This window comes from Methylomonas sp. MED-D (genome assembly GCF_050276835.1).
Lineage (GTDB): Bacteria > Pseudomonadota > Gammaproteobacteria > Methylococcales > Methylomonadaceae > Methylomonas > Methylomonas koyamae_A.
Map to the genome: position 1 here is coordinate 4,827,216 of NZ_CP189965.1, position 19,679 is coordinate 4,846,894.

Below are 19,679 nucleotides of genomic sequence, written 5' to 3' on the forward strand. Positions count from 1 at the left end.
TTTTAATGCCGCCCGCGATCAGCATATTCGGTGCCGGTTCATGGGGAACGGCTCTGGCGATTCAAGCCGCCAGAAACGGCAGCGCCACCATGCTGTGGGCTCACAATCCACGGCATGTGGCCGACCTAAATACCGATCGGCAAAACCGGCGCTATCTGCCGGACAAACCGTTTCCGGCCAACCTGGCCGTCACCAGTAATCTGAAACAGGCGGTTGAATTCAGCGACATTTTGCTGATATCGGTTCCCAGTCACGCGTTCCGGAACACTTTGACCGCAATCAAGCCGATGCTAGACGAGTCGCCGAAAATTGCCTGGGCGACTAAAGGCTTTGACGGCGCGGAAGGTGCGTTACTCAGCGATGTTGCCGCCGACGTTCTGGGCCATGGCGCGGCGACGGCGGTACTATCGGGCCCAACCTTCGCTCGGGAAGTCGCCGACGACCTACCCACCGCACTCACCGTTGCATCGATTTCCGAACCTTTCGCGGCCGAACTGGCCGGAATTCTCCACAATCAACGCTTTAGAGTTTATACCAGTACCGACATCGTCGGCGTGCAAGTCGGCGGCGCGTGTAAAAATGTCCTGGCGATAGCGGCCGGCATTGCCGACGGCTTGGGTTTTGGAGCGAACACGCGCTCCGCGTTGATTACCCGCGGCCTTAGCGAAATTATCCGCCTCGGCATTCGCTTGGGCGGCCAGCCGGATACCTTCATGGGTTTGGCCGGTCTGGGCGATTTAATTCTAACTTGCACCGACGACCAGTCGCGCAATCGCCGCTTCGGATTAGCCTTGGGACAGGGTAAGAGCCAAAGTCAGGCGCTGGCCGACATTAATCAGGCCGTGGAAGGTATCTCCGCCGCGCGCCTGACCCAGACTCTCGCACAAAAACATCTCGTCGAAATGCCCATCACCGAGCAGGTTTACAACGTATTGTTCAATCAGCTCGCTCCGCTACAAGCCGTTCAAAATCTGCTGGGTCGTAATCCGAAGTCGGAATATTGACCTGTCGCACCGACCTCCCGGTCATCAATACGCAATTCATTTTAAAAACAGGGGTATTACGCCCCACGGATTGTGCGTTGCCTAACAAATTCCCGTTAAGGTTTTGATAAAAATCGAGTTTCACTCGTTTCCCTGGATTTCGGGGTTTTTCCCAGCCAATCCTGTCTAAGTCATTGTAGAAAAAGAAAGAATTTAATCTAAATGCCTCTTGACTAACCCACCGTTGAAAACTATAGTGGTACAAAAGTGCTATAAAGTGGTTTAAAAGGGAATTTTTTGGAAATTTGAGGCGTATCTTGTTTCGAGGCATTAGTTCAATCAGTTTGGATGCGAAAGGGCGCGTTGCGATTCCTACTCGGTACCGGGAGGAGTTACAAGAGTGCTGTGACCGCCAAATGGTTGTGACTGTCGCCGTCGACGACAAATGCATAGGCGAGCCGGGCTGCCTGTGGCTGTACCCGCTTCCCGAGTGGGAAAAACTCGAACAAACCATCAGCAAGCTGCCGACACTTAACAAGATGGCCGGCAAATTGCGCCGATTTGTGATTGGCAACGCTTCCGAATGTGAAATGGATACTCAGGGCCGCTTGTTGCTGCCGGAAAAGCTCAGAGAGTTTGCCGGCATGGAGAAACATATTGTTTTGGTCGGTCAACTGAACAAGTTCGAGATCTGGAACGACGAAGCCTGGAAGGCCAAGGAACAGGAGTGGATGGACGGCAACGACACCGAGGGCCTTGAAGAACTCGGCTCCTTGTCGTTCTGACCGGGATGTCCGGCCACCAGACTGTTTTATACGAAGAAGCCCTGCGGGAACTCCGGATAAAACCTAACGGCGTCTACCTGGACTGCACCTTCGGGAGAGGCGGCCACAGCCGCGGTATCTTGACCCGGCTTGGCGAATCCGGCCGACTATTGGCCACGGACCGCGATTACGATGCGATTGTTAGCGCGACCGCCGACGAACTGAAAGCGGATCCGCGCTTCAGCCTTCATCACGCTTGCTTCTCGGAGCTGGCTGCCGTGGCGGAGCAATCGGGCTGTCACGGCAAATTGGACGGCATCTTGATGGATTTGGGCGTTTCTTCGCCGCAACTGGATAAGGCCGAACGCGGTTTCAGTTTTCTCCGCGACGGCCCGTTGGACATGCGCATGGACTCGCAACGCGGCCCGACGGCCGCCGAATATCTGGCCAAGGTAGAAGAATCGGAACTGGCAAGAATTTTTTTCGAATACGGCGAAGAACGCTATTCGCGCAGAATAGCCAAGGCCATTGTCACCCAGCGGCAATCGCACCCGCTGACGACGACAGCGCAATTGGCCAAACTAATCGAAGACAACGTGCCGTTCCGAGACAAACACAAACACCCGGCCACACGCTGTTTCCAGGCCATCAGGATAGAAATCAATCAGGAATTGGAACAGTTACGCACCGCCCTGCGGCTGGCGTTGGAGGCGTTGGCGCCTGAGGGGCGATTAGTCGTGATTTCGTTTCATTCGCTGGAAGACCGCATTGTGAAGAACTTTATCCGCGACGAGGCCGGCGCGAAGCACGACCCAGGCAAATTACCGGTCCGGGAGCGCGATATTGAGCAAGGCCGACTGCGCAAAATCGGCAAGGCGATCCGCGCCCAGTACGACGAATTGCAAGCCAACGCCCGCGCGCGTAGTGCGGTAATGCGCGTGGCGGAGAAACGCTGATGGCTATCGCTCGAAATATTTTCCTGACAGCGTTAGTGGCGATGTTGCTGATCTCGGCGATAGCAGTGATCTACAGCAAGTACGAATCGCGACTGTTATTCATGGAAATTCAGAAAAAGGAAAAGGAACTTGACGATTACGAAGTGGAATGGGGTCGCTTGCAACTGGAATTGACCACCTTGACCGAGGAAAACCGAGTGGAGATCGCGGCCCGGCAAAGGCTGATGTTGACGTTGCCAGCGCAGGACAAAATCATCTACATAAAACCGTAAATGCGTATTACCACGGGGGCGGTCGGGTTGCCGCAAAGTTCAGATTTTGTGATTCGACGCCGCATGTTGTTGACGTTGATGCTGGTGGCGATGTCGGCCTTGATCGGTCGTGCCGTGTATTTGCAGGTGCTGGACAAGGAGTTCCTGCAAGACAAGGGCGACATGCAGCACATCGACATCGTACCGGTGCCGGCCTATCGCGGCCAAATTCAGGATCGAAACGGCGAACCGCTGGCGATCAGCACGCCGGTGCAATCGATCTGGGTCAATCCGCGACAATTGAAAGACGCCGAACAGGACAAGCTGACGCCGATGGCGAAAATCCTCGGCTATCCGGAAAAGGAATTACGGGCGCAGTTAAAAAAAGAGAAAGACGCCAACAAACGCTTTTTGTATCTCCGCCGGCAGATCAATCCGGATGTGGCTGAAAAAGTCAAGGAACTCGATATTACCGGCGTGTATTTCGAGCGCGAGTTCAAGCGCTATTATCCGGCCGGCGCGGTTTCGGGGCATTTGTTGGGATTCACCAACATTGACGATGTCGGCCAGGAAGGTATGGAGCACGGCTACGAACATATCTTGCGCGGCCAGCCCGGCAAAAAACGGGTGATTAAGGACGGCAAGGGCCAAATTATCAAGGATGTCGAAAATATCGAAGAAGCGGTACCCGGCCGGGATTTGGTCCTGACCATAGACGAGCGCATCCAGTATCTGGCATATCGGGAATTGCAGAACGCCATGCTTCAGAACAAGGCGCATTCGGCCTCGCTGGTCGTGTTGGACGCCAAAAACGGCGACGTGCTGGCCACGGTCAGCCAACCGGCGTTCAACCCGAACAACCGTAAGGAACTGAGCAGCAACCGTTATCGCAACCGGGCGATGGTAGACAGTTTCGAGCCCGGCTCGACGGTCAAGCCTTTCGTCGTCGCGGCGGCTTTGGACGGCGGCTATATCAGCCCGAACGTGATGATAGAAACCCACGGTGCCTATCACCTGGGCCGCAACGTCGTCAAGGACGTGCATAACTACGGCACATTGGATTTGACTCATGTATTGCAAAAATCCAGCAATATCGCGGTCACCCAGATCGCGATGACGATGCCGCCGGAATATTTTTGGGGAATTTACAGCAAACTCGGCTTCGGCACCTCGGCCGGCGTCGGTTTTCCGGGCGAAGCCAGCGGCACGCTATTGGATTATCAGAATTGGCATGAATTCGACCAGGCGACGCTGTCGTTCGGTTACGGCGTTTCGACCTCGGTATTGCAATTGGCCCGCGCCTATACCGCGCTGGCCGACGACGGCGTGCTGCATTCGGTCACCTTGTTGAAGCGCGACGAGGACCCGGACGCCCAACGCGTATTCAAACCGGAAACCGCCCGCCGAGTTCGGGACATGCTGGAACACGTGATCAGCAAGGAAGGCACCGCCTACCAGGCTCGCGTCGAAGGTTACCGCGTTGCCGGCAAGACCGGCACCGTCAAAAAAGCGATGGCCGGCGGCTATACCGAAGACAAATACCTGTCGGTGTTCGTCGGCATGGCGCCGGCCAGCAACCCGCGCTTCATCATCGCGATCGTCGTCGACGAGCCGACCAGCGGCCAATATTACGGCGGTTTGGTCGCCGCCCCGGCGTTTTCGCGGGTGATGGCCGGCGCATTGCGGGTTTACGGGGTCGAACCGGACGGCGTCGACACCATGCATTTACTGTTGAGCAAACGATGAAATTGACCGAGCTACTTTCAGGCTACGCCACCGCCACCGACGATATCGACATCGCCGGTCTGGCCTTGGACAGCCGGCAAGTTCGCCCCGGCGACGCCTTCATCGCGCTGAACGGCTCGAACCAACACGGACTGACTCATGCCGGCCAAGCGCTGATTAACGGTGCTATTGCTATCATTTACGACCCGGCCGGCCGGCCGGAACAAGCGGCCGTTACGCCCGGAATAACCGCCGTCGCGGTCGCCGGATTGAGCGAGAGCCTGGGCGACATCGCCGCACGGTTTTACCAAAAGCCGTCCGACCGCTTGACGGTCATCGGCGTGACCGGCACCAACGGCAAGACCACTTGCAGCCAATTGATCGCCCAAGCGCTCGAAGCTTGCGGTGTGATCGGCACGTTGGGCTGGGGCGAGGTCGATAATTTGCAGCCGACCGCGAACACCACGCCGGACGCATTGGCGGTGCAACAAATGTTGGCCGAACTGCTGCGGCGAAACAAACGCGCGGTGGCAATGGAAGTCTCATCGCACGGACTGGAACAAGGCCGAGTCAACGGCGTGACATTCGCCGGCGCGGTGTTTACCAATTTAAGCCGCGACCACTTGGATTACCACGGCACGATGGCCGACTACCTGCAAGCCAAGTTGAAGTTGTTCGGATGGCCGACGCTGCAATTCGCGGTAGTCAACCTCGACGACGCCTGCAGCGCCGAAGTTTTGGCGAGCATCGCGCCGAGCGCTACGCACTGGACTTACAGCAAATCCGGCAAAACCCTGGCGGACGCACATGGCGTGGTCGCGGAAAACATCGAGTACCACGCCGACGGCATCGCATTCGACGCGGTGTACCAAAAGCAACGCCTACGCGCCGTGACCGGCATCGCCGGCGATTTTAACTTGGAAAACCTGTTGGCGGTGTTGTGCGTATTGCTGGCGACCGGCCATGAGTTTGCAAGCGCGGTCGCCAAACTGGCCGATTTACGCGCGATTGCCGGCCGCATGGAACGCTTCGGCGGCCAGGATAAGCCGACGGTATTCGTCGATTACGCGCACAGCCCCGACGCCTTGGAAAAAGTCTTGCGCGCGGTCAAGGGCGCTCGCCGACTGAAAGTCGTGTTCGGCTGCGGCGGCGATCGCGACAAGGGTAAACGGCCGCAAATGGGGCGTATCGCCGAAACCTGGGCGGATCAGGTCATCGTTACCGACGACAACCCGCGCCACGAAGCGTCGGCCGACATTATCAAAGACATTTTAAGCGGCTGCGAAAGCCAAAAAATTACCGTAATCAACGACAGGGCCACCGCCATCGTCACCACCATTCAACAAGCCCAAGCCGACGACTGCATCGTCGTGGCCGGTAAAGGCCACGAAGACTACCAGGACATCGCCGGCGTCAAATGGCCGTTCAGCGACCAGGCCGTGGTTCGCCAAGCGCTGGCCGAATGGAGGGCGCCGTGAACCTAAACCTAATCGACATCGCGGCGGCCGTGGCCGGCAGCTTGACCGGATCGGATCGAACGATCAGCGGCATCGGCATCGACACCCGTACCTTACAGCCCGGCGATTTATATATCGCGATCAAGGGTCGCCAGTTCGACGGTCACGATTTCACCGCCAATGCGGAAGCGGCCGGCGCGGCGGCATTGTTGGTCGAGCGCCCGGTCGAATCGAGCCTGCCGCAAATCGTCGTCGCCGACAGCCATTTGGCGTTGGCCGAGTTGGCCGGCCACTGGCGCCGGCAATTACCGGTGCGGGTAGCCGGCGTCACCGGCAGCAACGGTAAAACCACGGTCAAGGAAATGCTCGCGGCCATCTTCGCCACCCAAGGCGAAACACTGGCCACCCAGGGCAATTTGAACAACGACATCGGCGTGCCGCTGACCTTGTTGAAATTACGTGAATCCCACCGGTACGCCGTCATCGAAATGGGCGCCAACCACCCCGGCGAAATTGCCTACACCAGCCGGCGTGCCCAGGCCGACGTCAGCGTCATCACCAACGTCGGCCCCGCCCATATCGAAGGTTTCGGCGATACCGACGGCGTGGCCAGAACCAAGGGTGAAATCGTCGAGAATCTAGGCGCGGCGGGCATCGCGGTTTTAAATCGCGATGACGCCTACTACGACTACTGGCTGAGCTTGGCCGGCCAGCGCAAGACCGTGTCGTTCGGCTTGACGCCAGCCGCCGATATTCGCGCCGAACGGATCGAAACCGCGTTGGACCCGGCAGGCTTCGACACCCATTTCGACCTGATCGCCGGCGCCGAGCGCCTGACCATCCACCTAAAGCTGGCCGGCGCCCATAACGTCAAAAACGCGCTGGCCGCTTCCGCCGTGGCCCTGCAATTCGGCATTCCGCTTGCCGACATTCGGCGCGGCCTGGAACAACTGCGGCCCGTGACCGGCCGCATGCAGGCCTTGCAAGGAAAGCTGGGCAATATCGTCATCGACGACACTTACAACGCCAATCCAGCCTCGTTGAAAGCCGCACTAGACGCGGTACCTGTCCGGCAGCGGCCGCTATGGCTGGCGCTGGGCGCTTTCGGCGAACTGGGGCCGGAAAGCCCGCGACTCCACCGCGAGATGGGCGAATTAATCAAAGCCGCGGGCGTGACGCGCCTGTTCGCGACCGGCGAACTGACTCGCCATACCGTCGCCGCGTTCGGCGCCGGCGGCGATTATTTCGACACACAACAACAATTAATCGACGCGCTGACGACCGCGCTGGCCGGTTCCGAAACCGTATTGGTGAAAGGTTCTCGGGCCCAGAAGATGGAAAACGTCGCGGCGGCGCTCACCCACCCCTTTAGAGCAGCCTAATGTTACTTTTACTCGCAGACTACCTCAGCAGTTTGGACAGCGGTTTCCGGGTCTTACACTATCTGACCTTCCGCGCGATTTTGGGCGTGTTGACCGCGTTGGCAATGTCGTTTTTGATCGGTCCGGCGATGATCGAGAGACTAACTCGCCGTAAAATCGGCCAAAGCGTGCGCGACGACGGCCCGCAAAGCCATTTATCTAAATCCGGCACGCCGACGATGGGCGGCACGATGATCTTGTTTTCGGTGGCGATCAGCACCTTGCTGTGCGCCGACCTAAACAACCGTTATGTCTGGGTAGTATTGGTGGTGACCTTGGCGCACGGCGTGATCGGCTTCATCGACGATTATAAAAAAGTGCTGCTCGGCAACAGCGACGGCTTGTCCGCCAGGGCCAAGTATTTCTGGCAATCGGTGGTCGCGCTGGCGGCCGGCATTTATTTGTACAACACCGCGCAAGTCCCCGCCGAAACCCAATTCATCGTACCGTTTTTCAAACACGTCACGCTGGACATGGGGTGGAGTTACGTGGTGCTGACTTATTTCGTCATCGTCGGCTCCAGCAATGCCGTCAATTTAACCGACGGCCTGGACGGCCTGGCCATCATGCCGACCGTGATGATCGCCGCCGCGCTGGCGATCTTCGCCTATTTGTCCGGCCACGCCAATTTCGCTCAATATCTGCAAATCCCGCACATTCCCCGCTCCGGCGAATTGGTGGTATTTTGCGCGGCGCTGATCGGCTCGGGCCTGGGATTTTTGTGGTTTAACGCCTATCCGGCCATGGTCTTCATGGGCGACGTCGGCGCGCTGGCCCTAGGTGCAGCGCTGGGCATCGTGGCGGTCTTGGTGCGTCAGGAAATCGTGCTGGTCATCATGGGCGGCATCTTCGTCGTCGAAACCGTGTCGGTCATCATCCAGGTTGCCTCCTATAAAACCCGCAAGAAACGGGTATTCCTGATGGCACCCATTCATCACCATTACGAACTGAAAGGCTGGCCGGAACCCCGCATCATCGTCCGCTTTTGGATCGTATCGGTCATCCTGGTGCTGATCGGCCTGGCCACCCTGAAACTGAGATAAGCATGGACATCGACGCGTTACTGGCCAAACTTGAACACCACTTCGCGCTGACCGCGGCGAACAGCAAGCTGTTGATCGTCGGACTGGGCGCGACGGGCCTGTCGGTTGCCCAATTCCTGCAAAAAACCCCGTTGAAATTCGCGGTCGTCGACAGCCGGAAAAATCCGCCGCTGATCGACGTCTTGCGCGAACAAATGCCTGACGTGCCGGTGTTCACCGGCGGTTTCGATCAATCGGCCCTGGCCGTCGCCACGCATTTGATCATCAGTCCCGGCGTATCGCTGGCCGAAACAGCGATTCGCCAAGCCATGCAGGCCGGAGTCAACGTCATCAGCGACATCGACTTGTTTGCTTGCGCGACCGACAAGCCGGTCGTCGCGATTACCGGCTCGAACGGTAAAAGCACCGTCACCACGATGCTGGGCGACATGGGCAACGCGGCCGAGATTAAAACCGCGATTGGCGGCAATCTGGGCACGCCGGCGCTGGATTTATTGCAGCAAGACGCCGATTTGTACGTACTGGAACTGTCCAGCTTTCAGTTGGAGCGAACCACCGCGCTGAACGCCACGGCCGCGACGGTGTTGAACGTGACGCCGGATCATCTGGATCGCCACGCCGGCATGGCCGACTACGCCGCCGAAAAACAACGGGTATTCAGGGGCGACGGCGCGATGGTGTTGAATCTCGACGATCCGCTGGTGATGGCGATGCGCGAAGCCGACCGCCCCTGCCTGACCTTCTCGATCCGCGACACCGCCGACTTCTATCTGCGTCGCGGCGAAACCGATTATTTGATGCAGGGCGAGCAAGCCCTGATGGCCGCCAATCGCTTGCGCCTGGAGGGCAGCCACAACCTCGCCAACGCGTTGGCGGCGCTGGCGCTGGGCCAAGCGGTCGGTTTGAGCATGACCGCGATGTGCGACGCATTACGCAAGTTCAAGGGACTGCCGCACCGAATGCAGAAAATCGCCGAAAAAGCCGGCGCGCACTGGGTCAACGATTCCAAGGCCACCAACGTCGGCGCCTGTATCGCCGCGTTGCAAGGCTACGAACGCAAAGTGATTCTAATTGCCGGCGGCGACGCCAAGGGCGCCGACATGAGCGAACTGGCACCGGCCGTTGCCGAAAAAGCCAAGGCGGTCGTCGCGATGGGCAAGGATGCCGATCTGATCGCCGCCGCGTTGCAAGAGCGCGTGCCGGTTCATTTCGCCGGCAATATGAAGGAGGCGGTCCGAATCGCCGCCGGTCTGGCCGGCGAAGGCGACACGGTCTTGCTGTCGCCGGCTTGCGCCAGTCTGGATCAATACCGCAGCTACGTGGATCGCGGCAACAAATTCGCCGAAGCGGTGATGGAACTGCCGTCATGCTGAAACCGACCCCGAAACCCCGCGCGCAAAATCGGCTCCACGTCGATCCGGTGTTAATGCTGGCTTGCTTCAGCCTGCTCGGCGTGGGCTTCATCATGGTCGTGTCCGCCTCGCTACATTTGGGCGTCAAGATGGCGGAAGACATCTCGCATTTTCCGTTTAAGCAATTGGTGCACATCGCGCTGGGCCTGGGTTTTGCCGCCGCTGTATTGAATGTGCCGATGAAAAGTTGGGAAAAAATGGGCCAGCCGCTGTTCATCGCCGGGCTGGTGCTACTGCTGGTGGTACTGGTGCCGGGCGTCGGCGTCCGCGTCAACGGTAGTATTCGCTGGCTATCGATACTCGGCCTGCGGATTCAGGTTTCCGAAGTGGTCAAATTCATTTCGGTCATTTACATGGCCGGCTATATCACTCGGCACGGCGATCATGTCCGACGCTCGATTTTCGGCCTGCTTCGACCGTTGATGCTGTTCTCGGTAGCCTGCATGTTGCTGCTGCTGGAACCGGATTTCGGTTCGGCCGTGGTCATTTTGATCATCGCCATGGGCATGATGTTTCTGGGCGGCGCGCGTTTGTCGCCTTTCGTCGTACTGGTGGCTTCGGTTTCGATGGCCGCCGCGATGCTGGCCTACACCTCGCCGTATCGCTGGAAGCGGGTGATCAGCTTTCTGGACCCGTGGGAACACGCCAGGGACAGTGGCTATCAGCTGACCCAGGCGCTGATTTCGTTCGGCCGCGGCGAGTTTGCCGGGGTTGGCCTCGGGAACGGTCTGCAAAAACTGTTTTATCTGCCCGAAGCCCACACCGACTTCTTGTTTTCGGTATTGGGCGAGGAACTCGGCTTGTTGGGCGTCATTCTGGTGGTTGGCCTGTTCACGGCGTTGTTGATCCGTGCCTTCGCGATCGGCGAGCAAGCCCAACTCGCCGGCCTGCAGTTCTCCGGCCTGGTGGCTTACGGTCTGGGCATTTGGTTCGGCTTTCAAGCCTTCGTCAACATGGGCGTCAACATGGGCATCCTGCCGACCAAGGGCTTGACCTTACCGCTGATGAGTTACGGCGGCGGTAGCATGATCGTCATGTGCGGAGCGGTGGCGGTGTTGTTTCGGATTCATTACGAGGTGACCGAACACAACAAGAACAACGTGAAAGGGCGGCCGGCATGAGCGGGCGCATTTTAATCATGGCCGGCGGCACCGGCGGCCACGTCTTCCCGGCACTGGCCGTCGCCCAAGAGTTGCGCGAACGCGGCTGGCGGGTCAGTTGGCTGGGCACCGAAAAAGGCCTGGAAGCCAAGGTGGTGCCTACTCACGGTTTCGAAATCGATTGGCTGGCCGTGGCCGGCCTACGCGGCAAGGGCTTGCTCGCTAAGCTGGCCGGCGCCTTGCGTTTACTAAAAGCTTGCGGGCAAGCGCGAACCATCTTGCGGCAACGCCATCCCGACCTGGTTTTAGGTATGGGCGGGTTCGTCGCCGGTCCGGGCGGTTTGATGGCGAAATGGTTGGGCATCCCGCTGATAATCCACGAACAAAATCGGGTGCCCGGCACGACCAACCGCTGGCTAGCCCGTTTGGCGGCCCGCGCGGTATTGGAAGCATTTCCGAATAGCTTCGAAAGTGACGTCGGCGCCATCTGTACCGGCAATCCGCTCAGACAGGCTTTCGCCGAAATCGCCGATAAATCCGAATGGACGCCGAGCGCCGGCAGAAATGTCCGGATTCTGGTGTTGGGCGGCAGTCAGGGCGCGAAGGTCTTGAACGAGACGCTGCCGGACGCTCTGGCCGGCCTGGACAAACTGGACGTCAAACACCAAACCGGCGGCGCCATGCAAGCCGAGGTTGCGGCGCGTTACCGCGAGTTGGCAATGAACGCCGAAGCGCTAACCTTTATCGACGACATGGCCGGCGCCTACCAATGGGCGGATCTGATCGTTTGCCGGGCCGGCGCGATGACGGTCAGCGAAGTAGCCGCATGCGGGCTGCCGGCGATTTTCGTGCCGTTGCCGCACGCGATCGACGACCATCAGAACGCCAACGCCCGCTATTTAACCGAGACCGGCGCCGCGCTGCTGCTGCCGCAATCCGAATTGAACGCGCAAAATCTGCGCAAGGCTATCCAACAAGCGATGACCGCATTACCTGAAATGAGCCGCGCCGCCAAGGCCCTCGCCCGCCCCGACGCCACCCGAACCGTCGCCGACTTGTGCGCCGAGTTGCTTAGCCTAGAGGCCGCGTCATGAACCGCCCCAGCATTCCCGCCGCCAATCAGGCGCTCGGCGATATCGACAAAATCCATTTCGTCGGCATCGGCGGCACCGGCATGAGCGGTATCGCCGAAGTGTTGAGCAACCTGGGCTACAGCGTGTCCGGCTCCGACATCAAGGCGTCGCCGGTGACCGATCGCCTGGCAAGCCTGGGCGTCAAAGTCTATTTCGGCCATCGGGCCGAAAACGTCGCCGATGTCGATGTCGTGGTCACGTCGACCGCCGTCGACCGTAAAAACCCGGAAATCGTCACCGCTTACGAAAATCGGGTTCCGGTGATTCCCCGCGCGGAAATGCTGGCCGAACTGATGCGCTTCCGCTTCGGCATCGCCGTCGCCGGCACCCACGGCAAGACCACGACCACCAGTTTGACGACGATGATGCTGGCCGAGGGCGGCCTGGATCCAACTTTCGTGATCGGCGGGCGCTTGAACAGCGCCGGCGCCAACGCCAAGCTCGGTTTGGGAAAATATCTGGTCGCCGAAGCCGACGAAAGCGACGCCTCGTTTTTGTTCCTGCAACCGATGATGGCGATCGTCACCAACATCGACCAGGACCACATGGAAACCTACGGCGGCAGCTACGGCAAACTGAAGGAAACCTTCCTGAAGTTCTTGCACCAACTGCCGTTCTACGGGTTGGCCGTGATGTGCATCGACGACCCCGGCGTTTGCGACGTGCTGCCTAACGTGTCCAAACCGGTGAAAACTTACGGCGTCAGCAGCTACGCCGACGTACGCGCGGTTGACATCCAACAGGACGGTCTGCGCACCCACTTCACGGTACTGCGCTGGGGCAATTTGCCTCCGCTAAAAGTCACGCTGAATTTGCCCGGCTGGCACAACATGCTGAACGCGCTGGCGGCGACCACGATCGCCACCGCGCTGGGCGTGGCCGACGAGGCCATCGTCAAAAGTCTGGCCGAATTCAAGGGCGTAGGTCGGCGGTTTCAAATCAACGGCGACATCGAATTTGCCGGCGGCAAGCTGACGCTGGTCGACGACTACGGTCATCACCCGCGCGAATTGGCCGCGACCTTGGAAGCCCTGCGCCAAGCCTGGCCGACACGCCGCAAAGTGGTGGTATTTCAACCGCACCGCTATACCCGCACCCGCGATCTGTTCGAGGATTTTGTCGAAGTCTTGTCCGGCGTCGACGTGCTGATCTTGCTGGATGTCTATTCCGCCGGGGAAGCGCCGATCACGGGCGCCGACGGCAAGGCTCTGAGCCGTTCGATCCGAACCCGCGGTCAGGTCGATCCGGTGTTCGTGCAAAACCGCGAGGACTTGCCGACGATATTGGCCGGTATCGTTGCCAAGGATGATGTGATTTTGACGATGGGCGCCGGCAACGTCGGCCAGATCGCCGCCGATCTGCCGCAAAAACTGGCCGAGGCGCTGGCCTCCCAGAGGCTGGCGACATGATGGCTACCGCGACCTGGAAAGGCACTTTGCTGACCGACGAGCCGCTGGCCAAGTACACCAGTTGGCGGGTCGGCGGCCCTGCCGAACGCCTGTATGTACCAGAAAACAAAGCCGACCTGATCGCGTTCATCGCCGAGTTGCCGGTCGAAGAACCCTTGTATTGGTTGGGGCTGGGCAGCAATCTTTTGGTGCGCGACGGCGGTGTCAAAGGCACGGTTATCCACACCCGGAATCGATTGAAAGACCTGTATTTGCTCGATTCCGAACGCGTCTACGTCGAAGCCGGCGTGCCCTGTGCCCATGTCGCCCGGTTTTGCAGCGATCTGGGGCTGGTCGGCGCCGAGTTTTTGGCCGGGATTCCCGGCACGATGGGCGGTGCGTTGCGGATGAACGCCGGTGCCTTCGGCGGCGAAACCTGGCGTATCGTCGATAAAGTGGAAACGATCAACCGCGCCGGCGCCGTCGCGTTGCGCAATCACGGCGAATTCGAAGTGGCCTACCGCTCGGTGCAAGGCCTGAGAGACGAATGGTTTTTATCGGCCCAATTGCTGTTGCGTAAGGGCGATAGCGAAGCCAGTCAGCAACACATCAAGAGTTTGCTGGAAAAACGCAACGCCAGCCAGCCGACCAACAAGCCCACCTGCGGCTCGGTGTTCAAAAACCCGCCCGGCGATTACGCGGCGCGGCTGATCGAAGCCTGCGGCCTGAAAGGCTACGCGGTCGGCGGCGCGGTGGTCTCGGAGAAGCACGCCAATTTTATCGAAAACAGCGGCAAGGCCAGTTCGGCGGACATCGAAACGCTGATCGAACTGATCCAAAACCGGGTACAGGCGCAATTCGGCGTTGCGCTGGAAACCGAAGTTTGCCGGATAGGTGAGAAACAATGAAACCCTTGCAAATCAAAAACCCGAGCGAATTCGGCAAGGTCGCGGTGCTGCTGGGCGGCACCGCCGCCGAGCGGGAAGTGTCGCTGAACAGCGGTAATGCGGTTTACCAGGCGTTGAAAGCCGGCGGCGTCGACGCCGTGGCGATCGATGTCACCGCCAGCCCGATCGACGCGTTGGCGGGTCAGCGCTTCGACCGAGTTTTTAACGTGATCCACGGCCGCGGCGGCGAGGACGGCGTGTTGCAAGCGTTGCTGGAAGCATTGGGATTGCCGTATACCGGTTCCGGCGTGCTGGCCTCGGCGTTGGCGATGGACAAACTGCGCACCAAATTGTGCTGGCAAGGCGCCGGTCTACCCACGCCGCGCTGGTTTTTGCTGACCGGCGACCAGGACCTCGACACCTGCATCAATGCGCTGGGTTTTCCTGTCATCGTCAAGCCGGCCCAAGAAGGCTCCAGCATCGGCATGAGCAAGGCCCACAATCGTGAAGAACTGGCTGCCGCGCTGAAACTGGCCAGCCAATACCGTTGCGATGTGTACGCCGAACAATGGATACAAGGCCAGGAATACACGATAGGCATGCTCAACGGCGAGGCGCTGCCGGCGATCCGGCTGGAAACGCCGCACACTTTTTACGATTTCGACGCCAAATACCGTGCTAACACCACTCAATATCACTGCCCTTGCGGCTTGGACAATGAACGGGAAAAAGAACTGCAAGCCCTGGCATTGAAAGCCTGTCAGACCGTCGGCGTCAGCGGCTGGGGCCGGGTCGATGCCTTCATCGACGACAGCGGCCGGCTGCAATTGATCGAAGTCAATACCGTGCCGGGCATGACCGACCACAGCTTGGTACCGATGGCGGCCAAGGCGGTGGGCATCGATTTCCAAGAACTGGTCTGGCGAATTTTGGAAACCAGTATGGTGGCGAGCGGTGATCAGGCTTAGGACTTTATTGCTCGCGGCCTTGCTGTGCGGCGGCGGTTGGTGGGGCTGGCAAAAAGTCAGTACCGGCATGCTGCGCAACCAGCCGATCCGCTACGTGAAGATCGAGGGCGCCTTTCAATATACCGATAAGGAGCGCCTGAAACAGGTGTTGGCGCCGCAAATGAAGCTGGGTTATTACCATGCCGATATGCAGGCGGTTCATCAGGCCATTAAGGATTTGCCGCTGGTGGACAAGGTGGACGTCAAGCGGGTCTGGCCGGACGCGGTGCATATCAAAATCGTCGAGCACAAGCCGGTGGTTCGCTGGGGAAGCAATGCTTTGCTGAACAAGCAGGGCGATGTGCTGACCCCGGACAATATCGAACCGTTTCGGCATCTGCCTTTGATTACCGGTCCGTCCGGTCAAGAGAAGAAACTGCTGGAAATCATGAAGGGCGTTTATATCGTCTTGAAGGATAAATCGTTGCAGCTGGCGGAGTTTCACGTCAACGAGCGGCGCGCCTGGCGGCTCAAGTTGGCCAGCGGCTTGGAAATGCAGTTGGGCCGCAAGGCGCCGCTGGAAAACATGCAACGCTTTTTAAAAACGATGGATTTGTTGGGCGCCGAGCAAGTGGCCATGATGGCCAGCGTCGATACCCGCTATCCGAACGGATACGCGGTGACCTGGAAACCGGAAGTGGCTGCCATCGATTGGAAAGCCATTGTGGAAAAGAATAAGAACTTGATTTAAACGCTTACAGAGCAAACGAAAATGGCCAAAAAGACAGATCGAAATATTTTAGTGGGGCTGGACATCGGCACGTCCAAGGTCGCGGCCATCGTCGGCGAGTACCGGGGCGGCGATGAAATCGAAATCATCGGCATCGGCACGGCACCGTCCAAGGGCCTTAAAAAAGGCATCGTCGTCAATCTGGAATCGACCGTGCACTCGATCCAGCGCGCGGTCGAGGAAGCCGAGCTGATGGCCGGCTGCCAAATCAAATCGGTGTTCGCCGGGATTGCTGGCAGCCATATCAAAAGCCTGAATTCGCACGGCATCGTCGCGATCAAGGAAAAGGAAGTCACCCAGCACGACATCGACCGGGTGATCGATTCGGCGCGGGCGGTGGCGATTCCGGCCGATCAGAAAATCCTGCACATCCTGCCGCAGGAATTCGTGATCGATCAGCAGGAAGGCATCAAGGAGCCGATCGGCATGTCCGGCATCCGTTTGGAAGCCAAGGTACATATGGTGACCAGCAGCGTCAGCGCCGAACAAAACATCGTCAAATGCATCCGCAAATGCGGTTTGGACGTCGACGACATCGTGCTGGAACAACTGGCCTCGTGCTCGGCGGTGTTGACCGACGACGAAAAGGATTTGGGCGTGTGTTTGATCGACATCGGCGGCGGCACCACCGACCTGGCGATTTTTTCGGAAGGCGCGATCAAGCACACCGCGGTGATCCCGATCGCCGGCGACCAGGTCACCAACGACATTGCGGTCGCACTACGTACGCCGACCAAGAACGCCGAGGACATCAAGCGCCAATTCGCCTGCGCGCTGACCCAACTGGCCGATCCGCAGCAAACGATAGACGTGCCCAGCATCGGCGACCGCGAGCCGCGCAAGATCTCGGCGCAAAATCTGGCCGAGATCGTCGAGCCGCGCTACGAGGAATTGATGCTGCTGGTGCAGGCCGAACTGCGCCGCAGCGGTTACGAGGATTTGATCGCCGCCGGCATGGTCATCACCGGCGGCAGTTCGCAAGTGAAGGGTTTGACGGAGTTGGCGGAGGAGATATTCCACATGCCGGTCCGCATGGGTGTTCCGCTGCACGTGTCGGGATTGACCGATGTGGCGGAAAACCCGATTTATTCGACCGCGGTAGGCTTGCTGCTATACGGCAAGGACCATCATGGCCGGGCGTTGGGGTTGAACGAAGAAGGTCTGGATTTGTTTTCGAAAATCAAAAGCTGGTTTCAAGGTAATTTTTAATTGTTTGTCTGGAGGGCGTAAAAATGAAATATGAATTATTGGACAGTAGCGGCACGGCGGTTATCAAAGTCATCGGCGTCGGCGGCGGCGGCGGCAACGCCGTCAATCACATGGTGGAAACCGGCATCGACGGCGTGCAATTCATTTGCGCGAATACCGATGCCCAAGCCCTGAGACAAATGAGCGTGGATACCATCGTGCAACTCGGCGTGGAACTGACCAAGGGTCTGGGCGCCGGCACCCGGCCGGAAGTCGGCCGCGCCGCCGCCGAGGAAACCCGCGAGCGTATTCGCGAAGTCATGGACGGCGCCGACATGGTGTTCTTGACCGCCGGCATGGGCGGCGGCACCGGCACCGGCGCGATCTCGGTCTTCGCCGAAGTCGCCAAGGAACTGGGCGTGTTGACCGTGGCGGTGGTCTCCAAACCCTTCGACTTCGAAGGCACCAAAAAGAAAGCGGTTGCCGAGTCCGGCTTGCGCGACCTGGAAAAACTGGTCGATTCGTTGATCATTATCCCTAACCAAAAACTGCTGCCGACACTGGGCAATAACCGTTCGCTGGTCGATTCGTTCCGGGTCGCCAACGACGTGCTGCTGGACGCGGTACAAGGCATCACCGAGCTGATCACCCATCCGGGTCTGATGAACGTGGACTTCGCCGACGTCCGCACCGTAATGTCCAACATGGGTAGCGCGATCATGGGTACCGGGGTCGCCAGCGGCGAAAACCGTGCCCGTCTGGCCGCCGAAAAAGCCATCGCCTGCCCGCTCTTGGAAGACATCAACCTGCAAGGCGCGCGCGGCATTCTGGTGAACGTCACGTCCAACGGCGATCTGGGCTTGAACGAGTTCGACGAAATCGGCAGCATCATGCATGCCTTCGCGTCCGACGATGCCGACATCAAAATCGGCATGGCGGTCAATCCGGCCATGGGTACCGAAGTTAAGGTCACCGTGGTAGCGACCGGCATGGGCGAAAAAGTCAAGGCGGCCGCGCCGATCAGTCTGGTCAAGAAAGTGGCTGCCGGCGAAGTCGATTACGGTCAATTGGAAAAACCGACCGTGATCCGCCAACAAAAACAGGAATCCGCCCGCGAATCGCGATTCGGCGCTCAACCGCGCAACGATGTCGATCTGGATTACTTGGACGTGCCGGCCTTTTTGAGACGCCAGGCCGACTAAGCAACGCCGGCTTTGCCATGAGGCGACCGGACCGGGGCCAGGGGAGAGCTATCGCATAAACTGTGGTAGACTCCCCGCTTTGTTTTACCTTTTTATCGGCACTTCATGATTAAACAGCGTACCTTAAAAAACACCATCCGGGCCACCGGCGTGGGTTTGCATACCGGCGACAAGGTCTATCTGACTCTGCACCCTTCCGATCCGGACACCGGCATCCGCTTCCGCCGGGTCGATCTGGACCAACCGGTGACAATTTCCGCCCGCCCGGAGAATGTCGGCGAAACCAAATTGTCGACGACGCTGGTACGCGACGGCGTTAAAGTATCCACGGTCGAGCACCTGCTGTCCGCCCTAGCCGGTCTGGGCATCGATAATGCGATCATCGACGTCAGCGCCGCCGAAGTACCGATCATGGACGGCAGCGCCGGTCCCTTCGTGTTTTTGTTGCAATCCGCCGGCGTGGTCGAACAAGACGTGCCCAAGCAATACATTCGCATCAAGCGGGCGATTCGAGTCGAGGAAGGCGATAAATGGGCGGCCTTCGAACCCTTCGAAGGCTTCAAGGTGACATTCACGATCGATTTCGAGCACCCGGCGTTTTCCGAACACTTGAAAACGGCGGTGATGGATTTTTCTTCGACCACCTTCGTCAAGGAAGTTAGCCGCGCCCGTACCTTCGGCTTCATGAAGGACATCGAATTTCTGCGCGAAAACAATCTGGCGCTGGGCGGCAGTCTGGATAACGCCATCGTCGTCGACGACGATAAAGTGTTGAACGAAGACGGTCTGCGCTATGCCGACGAATTCGTCAAACACAAAATCCTCGATGCGATCGGCGACCTGTACTTGCTCGGTCACAGCCTAATTGGCGAATACCAAGGCTTCAAGTCCGGTCATGCGTTAAATAATAAATTGTTGTTGAGCTTGCTCAACGACCGGGATGCTTGGGAAATGGTCACCTTCGACAGTGTCGAGGAAGCGCCGATTTCGTTCATGCACTCCGCTCAGCCATCCGCCCGCGCGGCCGGCTAA

General features: G+C 58.8%; 18 protein-coding genes. All 18 read left to right on the top strand.

From position 1 onward, the window contains the following. The first annotated feature begins 5 nt into the window (after nucleotides 1–5). The gene (locus tag ACQE3E_RS21505) at nucleotides 6–1,004 is read left to right on the top strand and encodes an NAD(P)H-dependent glycerol-3-phosphate dehydrogenase (protein ID WP_426992044.1); all 999 of its coding nucleotides are present in this window, start codon (nucleotides 6–8) and stop codon (nucleotides 1,002–1,004) included. A 296-nt stretch (nucleotides 1,005–1,300) separates the two neighbouring features. After that, on the top strand, nucleotides 1,301–1,768 hold the full coding sequence (gene mraZ / locus ACQE3E_RS21510; protein WP_064028500.1) for a division/cell wall cluster transcriptional repressor MraZ: 468 nt from the start codon (nucleotides 1,301–1,303) through the stop codon (nucleotides 1,766–1,768). Between the two features lie 5 nt (nucleotides 1,769–1,773). After that, on the top strand, nucleotides 1,774–2,703 hold the full coding sequence (gene rsmH / locus ACQE3E_RS21515; RefSeq protein WP_281021667.1) for a 16S rRNA (cytosine(1402)-N(4))-methyltransferase RsmH: 930 nt from the start codon (nucleotides 1,774–1,776) through the stop codon (nucleotides 2,701–2,703). Next, on the top strand, nucleotides 2,703–2,975 hold the full coding sequence (gene ftsL, locus ACQE3E_RS21520; protein WP_064028496.1) for a cell division protein FtsL: 273 nt from the start codon (nucleotides 2,703–2,705) through the stop codon (nucleotides 2,973–2,975). Before rsmH ends, ftsL begins: the two co-directional genes overlap by 1 nt. Beyond that, entirely contained in the window at nucleotides 2,976–4,700 is a 1,725-nt protein-coding gene (locus ACQE3E_RS21525; protein WP_064028494.1) for a peptidoglycan D,D-transpeptidase FtsI family protein, read from the top strand. Further along, complete coding sequence (locus tag ACQE3E_RS21530; RefSeq protein WP_168028364.1) at nucleotides 4,697–6,157, top strand: UDP-N-acetylmuramoyl-L-alanyl-D-glutamate--2,6-diaminopimelate ligase; 1,461 nt, start codon at nucleotides 4,697–4,699, stop codon at nucleotides 6,155–6,157. Before ACQE3E_RS21525 ends, ACQE3E_RS21530 begins: the two co-directional genes overlap by 4 nt. Beyond that, entirely contained in the window at nucleotides 6,154–7,518 is a 1,365-nt protein-coding gene (locus ACQE3E_RS21535) for a UDP-N-acetylmuramoyl-tripeptide--D-alanyl-D-alanine ligase (RefSeq protein WP_313730335.1), read from the top strand. Before ACQE3E_RS21530 ends, ACQE3E_RS21535 begins: the two co-directional genes overlap by 4 nt. Continuing rightward, nucleotides 7,518–8,600 (top strand): phospho-N-acetylmuramoyl-pentapeptide-transferase, encoded by a 1,083-nt coding sequence (gene mraY, locus ACQE3E_RS21540; protein ID WP_064028490.1) that lies wholly within the window; start codon nucleotides 7,518–7,520, stop codon nucleotides 8,598–8,600. The genes ACQE3E_RS21535 and mraY overlap by 1 nt, the downstream gene beginning before the upstream one ends. Nucleotides 8,601–8,602: 2 nt before the next feature. Further along, nucleotides 8,603–9,973: a UDP-N-acetylmuramoyl-L-alanine--D-glutamate ligase gene (gene murD / locus ACQE3E_RS21545; RefSeq protein WP_313730334.1), complete on the top strand. Its 1,371-nt coding sequence runs from the start codon at nucleotides 8,603–8,605 to the stop codon at nucleotides 9,971–9,973. Then, nucleotides 9,967–11,133, top strand: a complete 1,167-nt coding sequence (gene ftsW, locus ACQE3E_RS21550) for a putative lipid II flippase FtsW (protein ID WP_064028486.1) — start codon at nucleotides 9,967–9,969, stop codon at nucleotides 11,131–11,133. Before murD ends, ftsW begins: the two co-directional genes overlap by 7 nt. After that, nucleotides 11,130–12,206 carry an undecaprenyldiphospho-muramoylpentapeptide beta-N-acetylglucosaminyltransferase gene (murG, locus tag ACQE3E_RS21555; protein WP_313730333.1) on the top strand — a complete coding sequence of 359 codons (1,077 nt, stop codon included), beginning with the start codon at nucleotides 11,130–11,132 and terminating at the stop codon, nucleotides 12,204–12,206. Before ftsW ends, murG begins: the two co-directional genes overlap by 4 nt. Continuing rightward, nucleotides 12,203–13,654 carry a UDP-N-acetylmuramate--L-alanine ligase gene (murC, locus tag ACQE3E_RS21560; protein WP_313730332.1) on the top strand — a complete coding sequence of 484 codons (1,452 nt, stop codon included), beginning with the start codon at nucleotides 12,203–12,205 and terminating at the stop codon, nucleotides 13,652–13,654. Before murG ends, murC begins: the two co-directional genes overlap by 4 nt. Next, nucleotides 13,651–14,541, top strand: coding sequence for a UDP-N-acetylmuramate dehydrogenase (murB, locus tag ACQE3E_RS21565; protein ID WP_313730331.1), 891 nt, complete (start codon nucleotides 13,651–13,653; stop codon nucleotides 14,539–14,541). Before murC ends, murB begins: the two co-directional genes overlap by 4 nt. Continuing rightward, entirely contained in the window at nucleotides 14,538–15,488 is a 951-nt protein-coding gene (locus tag ACQE3E_RS21570; protein ID WP_313730330.1) for a D-alanine--D-alanine ligase, read from the top strand. Before murB ends, ACQE3E_RS21570 begins: the two co-directional genes overlap by 4 nt. Beyond that, nucleotides 15,475–16,218, top strand: coding sequence for a cell division protein FtsQ/DivIB (locus tag ACQE3E_RS21575; RefSeq protein ID WP_064028476.1), 744 nt, complete (start codon nucleotides 15,475–15,477; stop codon nucleotides 16,216–16,218). Before ACQE3E_RS21570 ends, ACQE3E_RS21575 begins: the two co-directional genes overlap by 14 nt. 21 nt (nucleotides 16,219–16,239) lie before the next feature. Beyond that, the gene (gene ftsA / locus ACQE3E_RS21580; RefSeq protein WP_064028474.1) at nucleotides 16,240–17,466 is read left to right on the top strand and encodes a cell division protein FtsA; all 1,227 of its coding nucleotides are present in this window, start codon (nucleotides 16,240–16,242) and stop codon (nucleotides 17,464–17,466) included. Between the two features lie 23 nt (nucleotides 17,467–17,489). Beyond that, nucleotides 17,490–18,647 carry a cell division protein FtsZ gene (gene ftsZ, locus ACQE3E_RS21585; RefSeq protein ID WP_064028472.1) on the top strand — a complete coding sequence of 386 codons (1,158 nt, stop codon included), beginning with the start codon at nucleotides 17,490–17,492 and terminating at the stop codon, nucleotides 18,645–18,647. Nucleotides 18,648–18,752: 105 nt separating this feature from the next. Further along, nucleotides 18,753–19,679, top strand: coding sequence for a UDP-3-O-acyl-N-acetylglucosamine deacetylase (lpxC, locus tag ACQE3E_RS21590; RefSeq protein ID WP_064028470.1), 927 nt, complete (start codon nucleotides 18,753–18,755; stop codon nucleotides 19,677–19,679).

What these genes read in the sequence shown, in the direction of transcription:
- ACQE3E_RS21505 (WP_426992044.1), top strand. Translation starts at nt 6, where the DNA reads ATGCCGCCCGCGATCAGCATATTCGGTGCCGGTTCATGGGGAACGGCT.
- rsmH (WP_281021667.1), top strand. Translation starts at nt 1,774, where the DNA reads ATGTCCGGCCACCAGACTGTTTTATACGAAGAAGCCCTGCGGGAACTC.
- ftsL (WP_064028496.1), top strand. Translation starts at nt 2,703, where the DNA reads ATGGCTATCGCTCGAAATATTTTCCTGACAGCGTTAGTGGCGATGTTG.
- ACQE3E_RS21525 (WP_064028494.1), top strand. Translation starts at nt 2,976, where the DNA reads ATGCGTATTACCACGGGGGCGGTCGGGTTGCCGCAAAGTTCAGATTTT.
- ACQE3E_RS21530 (WP_168028364.1), top strand. Translation starts at nt 4,697, where the DNA reads ATGAAATTGACCGAGCTACTTTCAGGCTACGCCACCGCCACCGACGAT.
- mraY (WP_064028490.1), top strand. Translation starts at nt 7,518, where the DNA reads ATGTTACTTTTACTCGCAGACTACCTCAGCAGTTTGGACAGCGGTTTC.
- murD (WP_313730334.1), top strand. Translation starts at nt 8,603, where the DNA reads ATGGACATCGACGCGTTACTGGCCAAACTTGAACACCACTTCGCGCTG.
- ftsW (WP_064028486.1), top strand. Translation starts at nt 9,967, where the DNA reads ATGCTGAAACCGACCCCGAAACCCCGCGCGCAAAATCGGCTCCACGTC.
- murG (WP_313730333.1), top strand. Translation starts at nt 11,130, where the DNA reads ATGAGCGGGCGCATTTTAATCATGGCCGGCGGCACCGGCGGCCACGTC.
- murC (WP_313730332.1), top strand. Translation starts at nt 12,203, where the DNA reads ATGAACCGCCCCAGCATTCCCGCCGCCAATCAGGCGCTCGGCGATATC.
- murB (WP_313730331.1), top strand. Translation starts at nt 13,651, where the DNA reads ATGATGGCTACCGCGACCTGGAAAGGCACTTTGCTGACCGACGAGCCG.
- ACQE3E_RS21570 (WP_313730330.1), top strand. Translation starts at nt 14,538, where the DNA reads ATGAAACCCTTGCAAATCAAAAACCCGAGCGAATTCGGCAAGGTCGCG.
- ftsA (WP_064028474.1), top strand. Translation starts at nt 16,240, where the DNA reads ATGGCCAAAAAGACAGATCGAAATATTTTAGTGGGGCTGGACATCGGC.
- ftsZ (WP_064028472.1), top strand. Translation starts at nt 17,490, where the DNA reads ATGAAATATGAATTATTGGACAGTAGCGGCACGGCGGTTATCAAAGTC.
- lpxC (WP_064028470.1), top strand. Translation starts at nt 18,753, where the DNA reads ATGATTAAACAGCGTACCTTAAAAAACACCATCCGGGCCACCGGCGTG.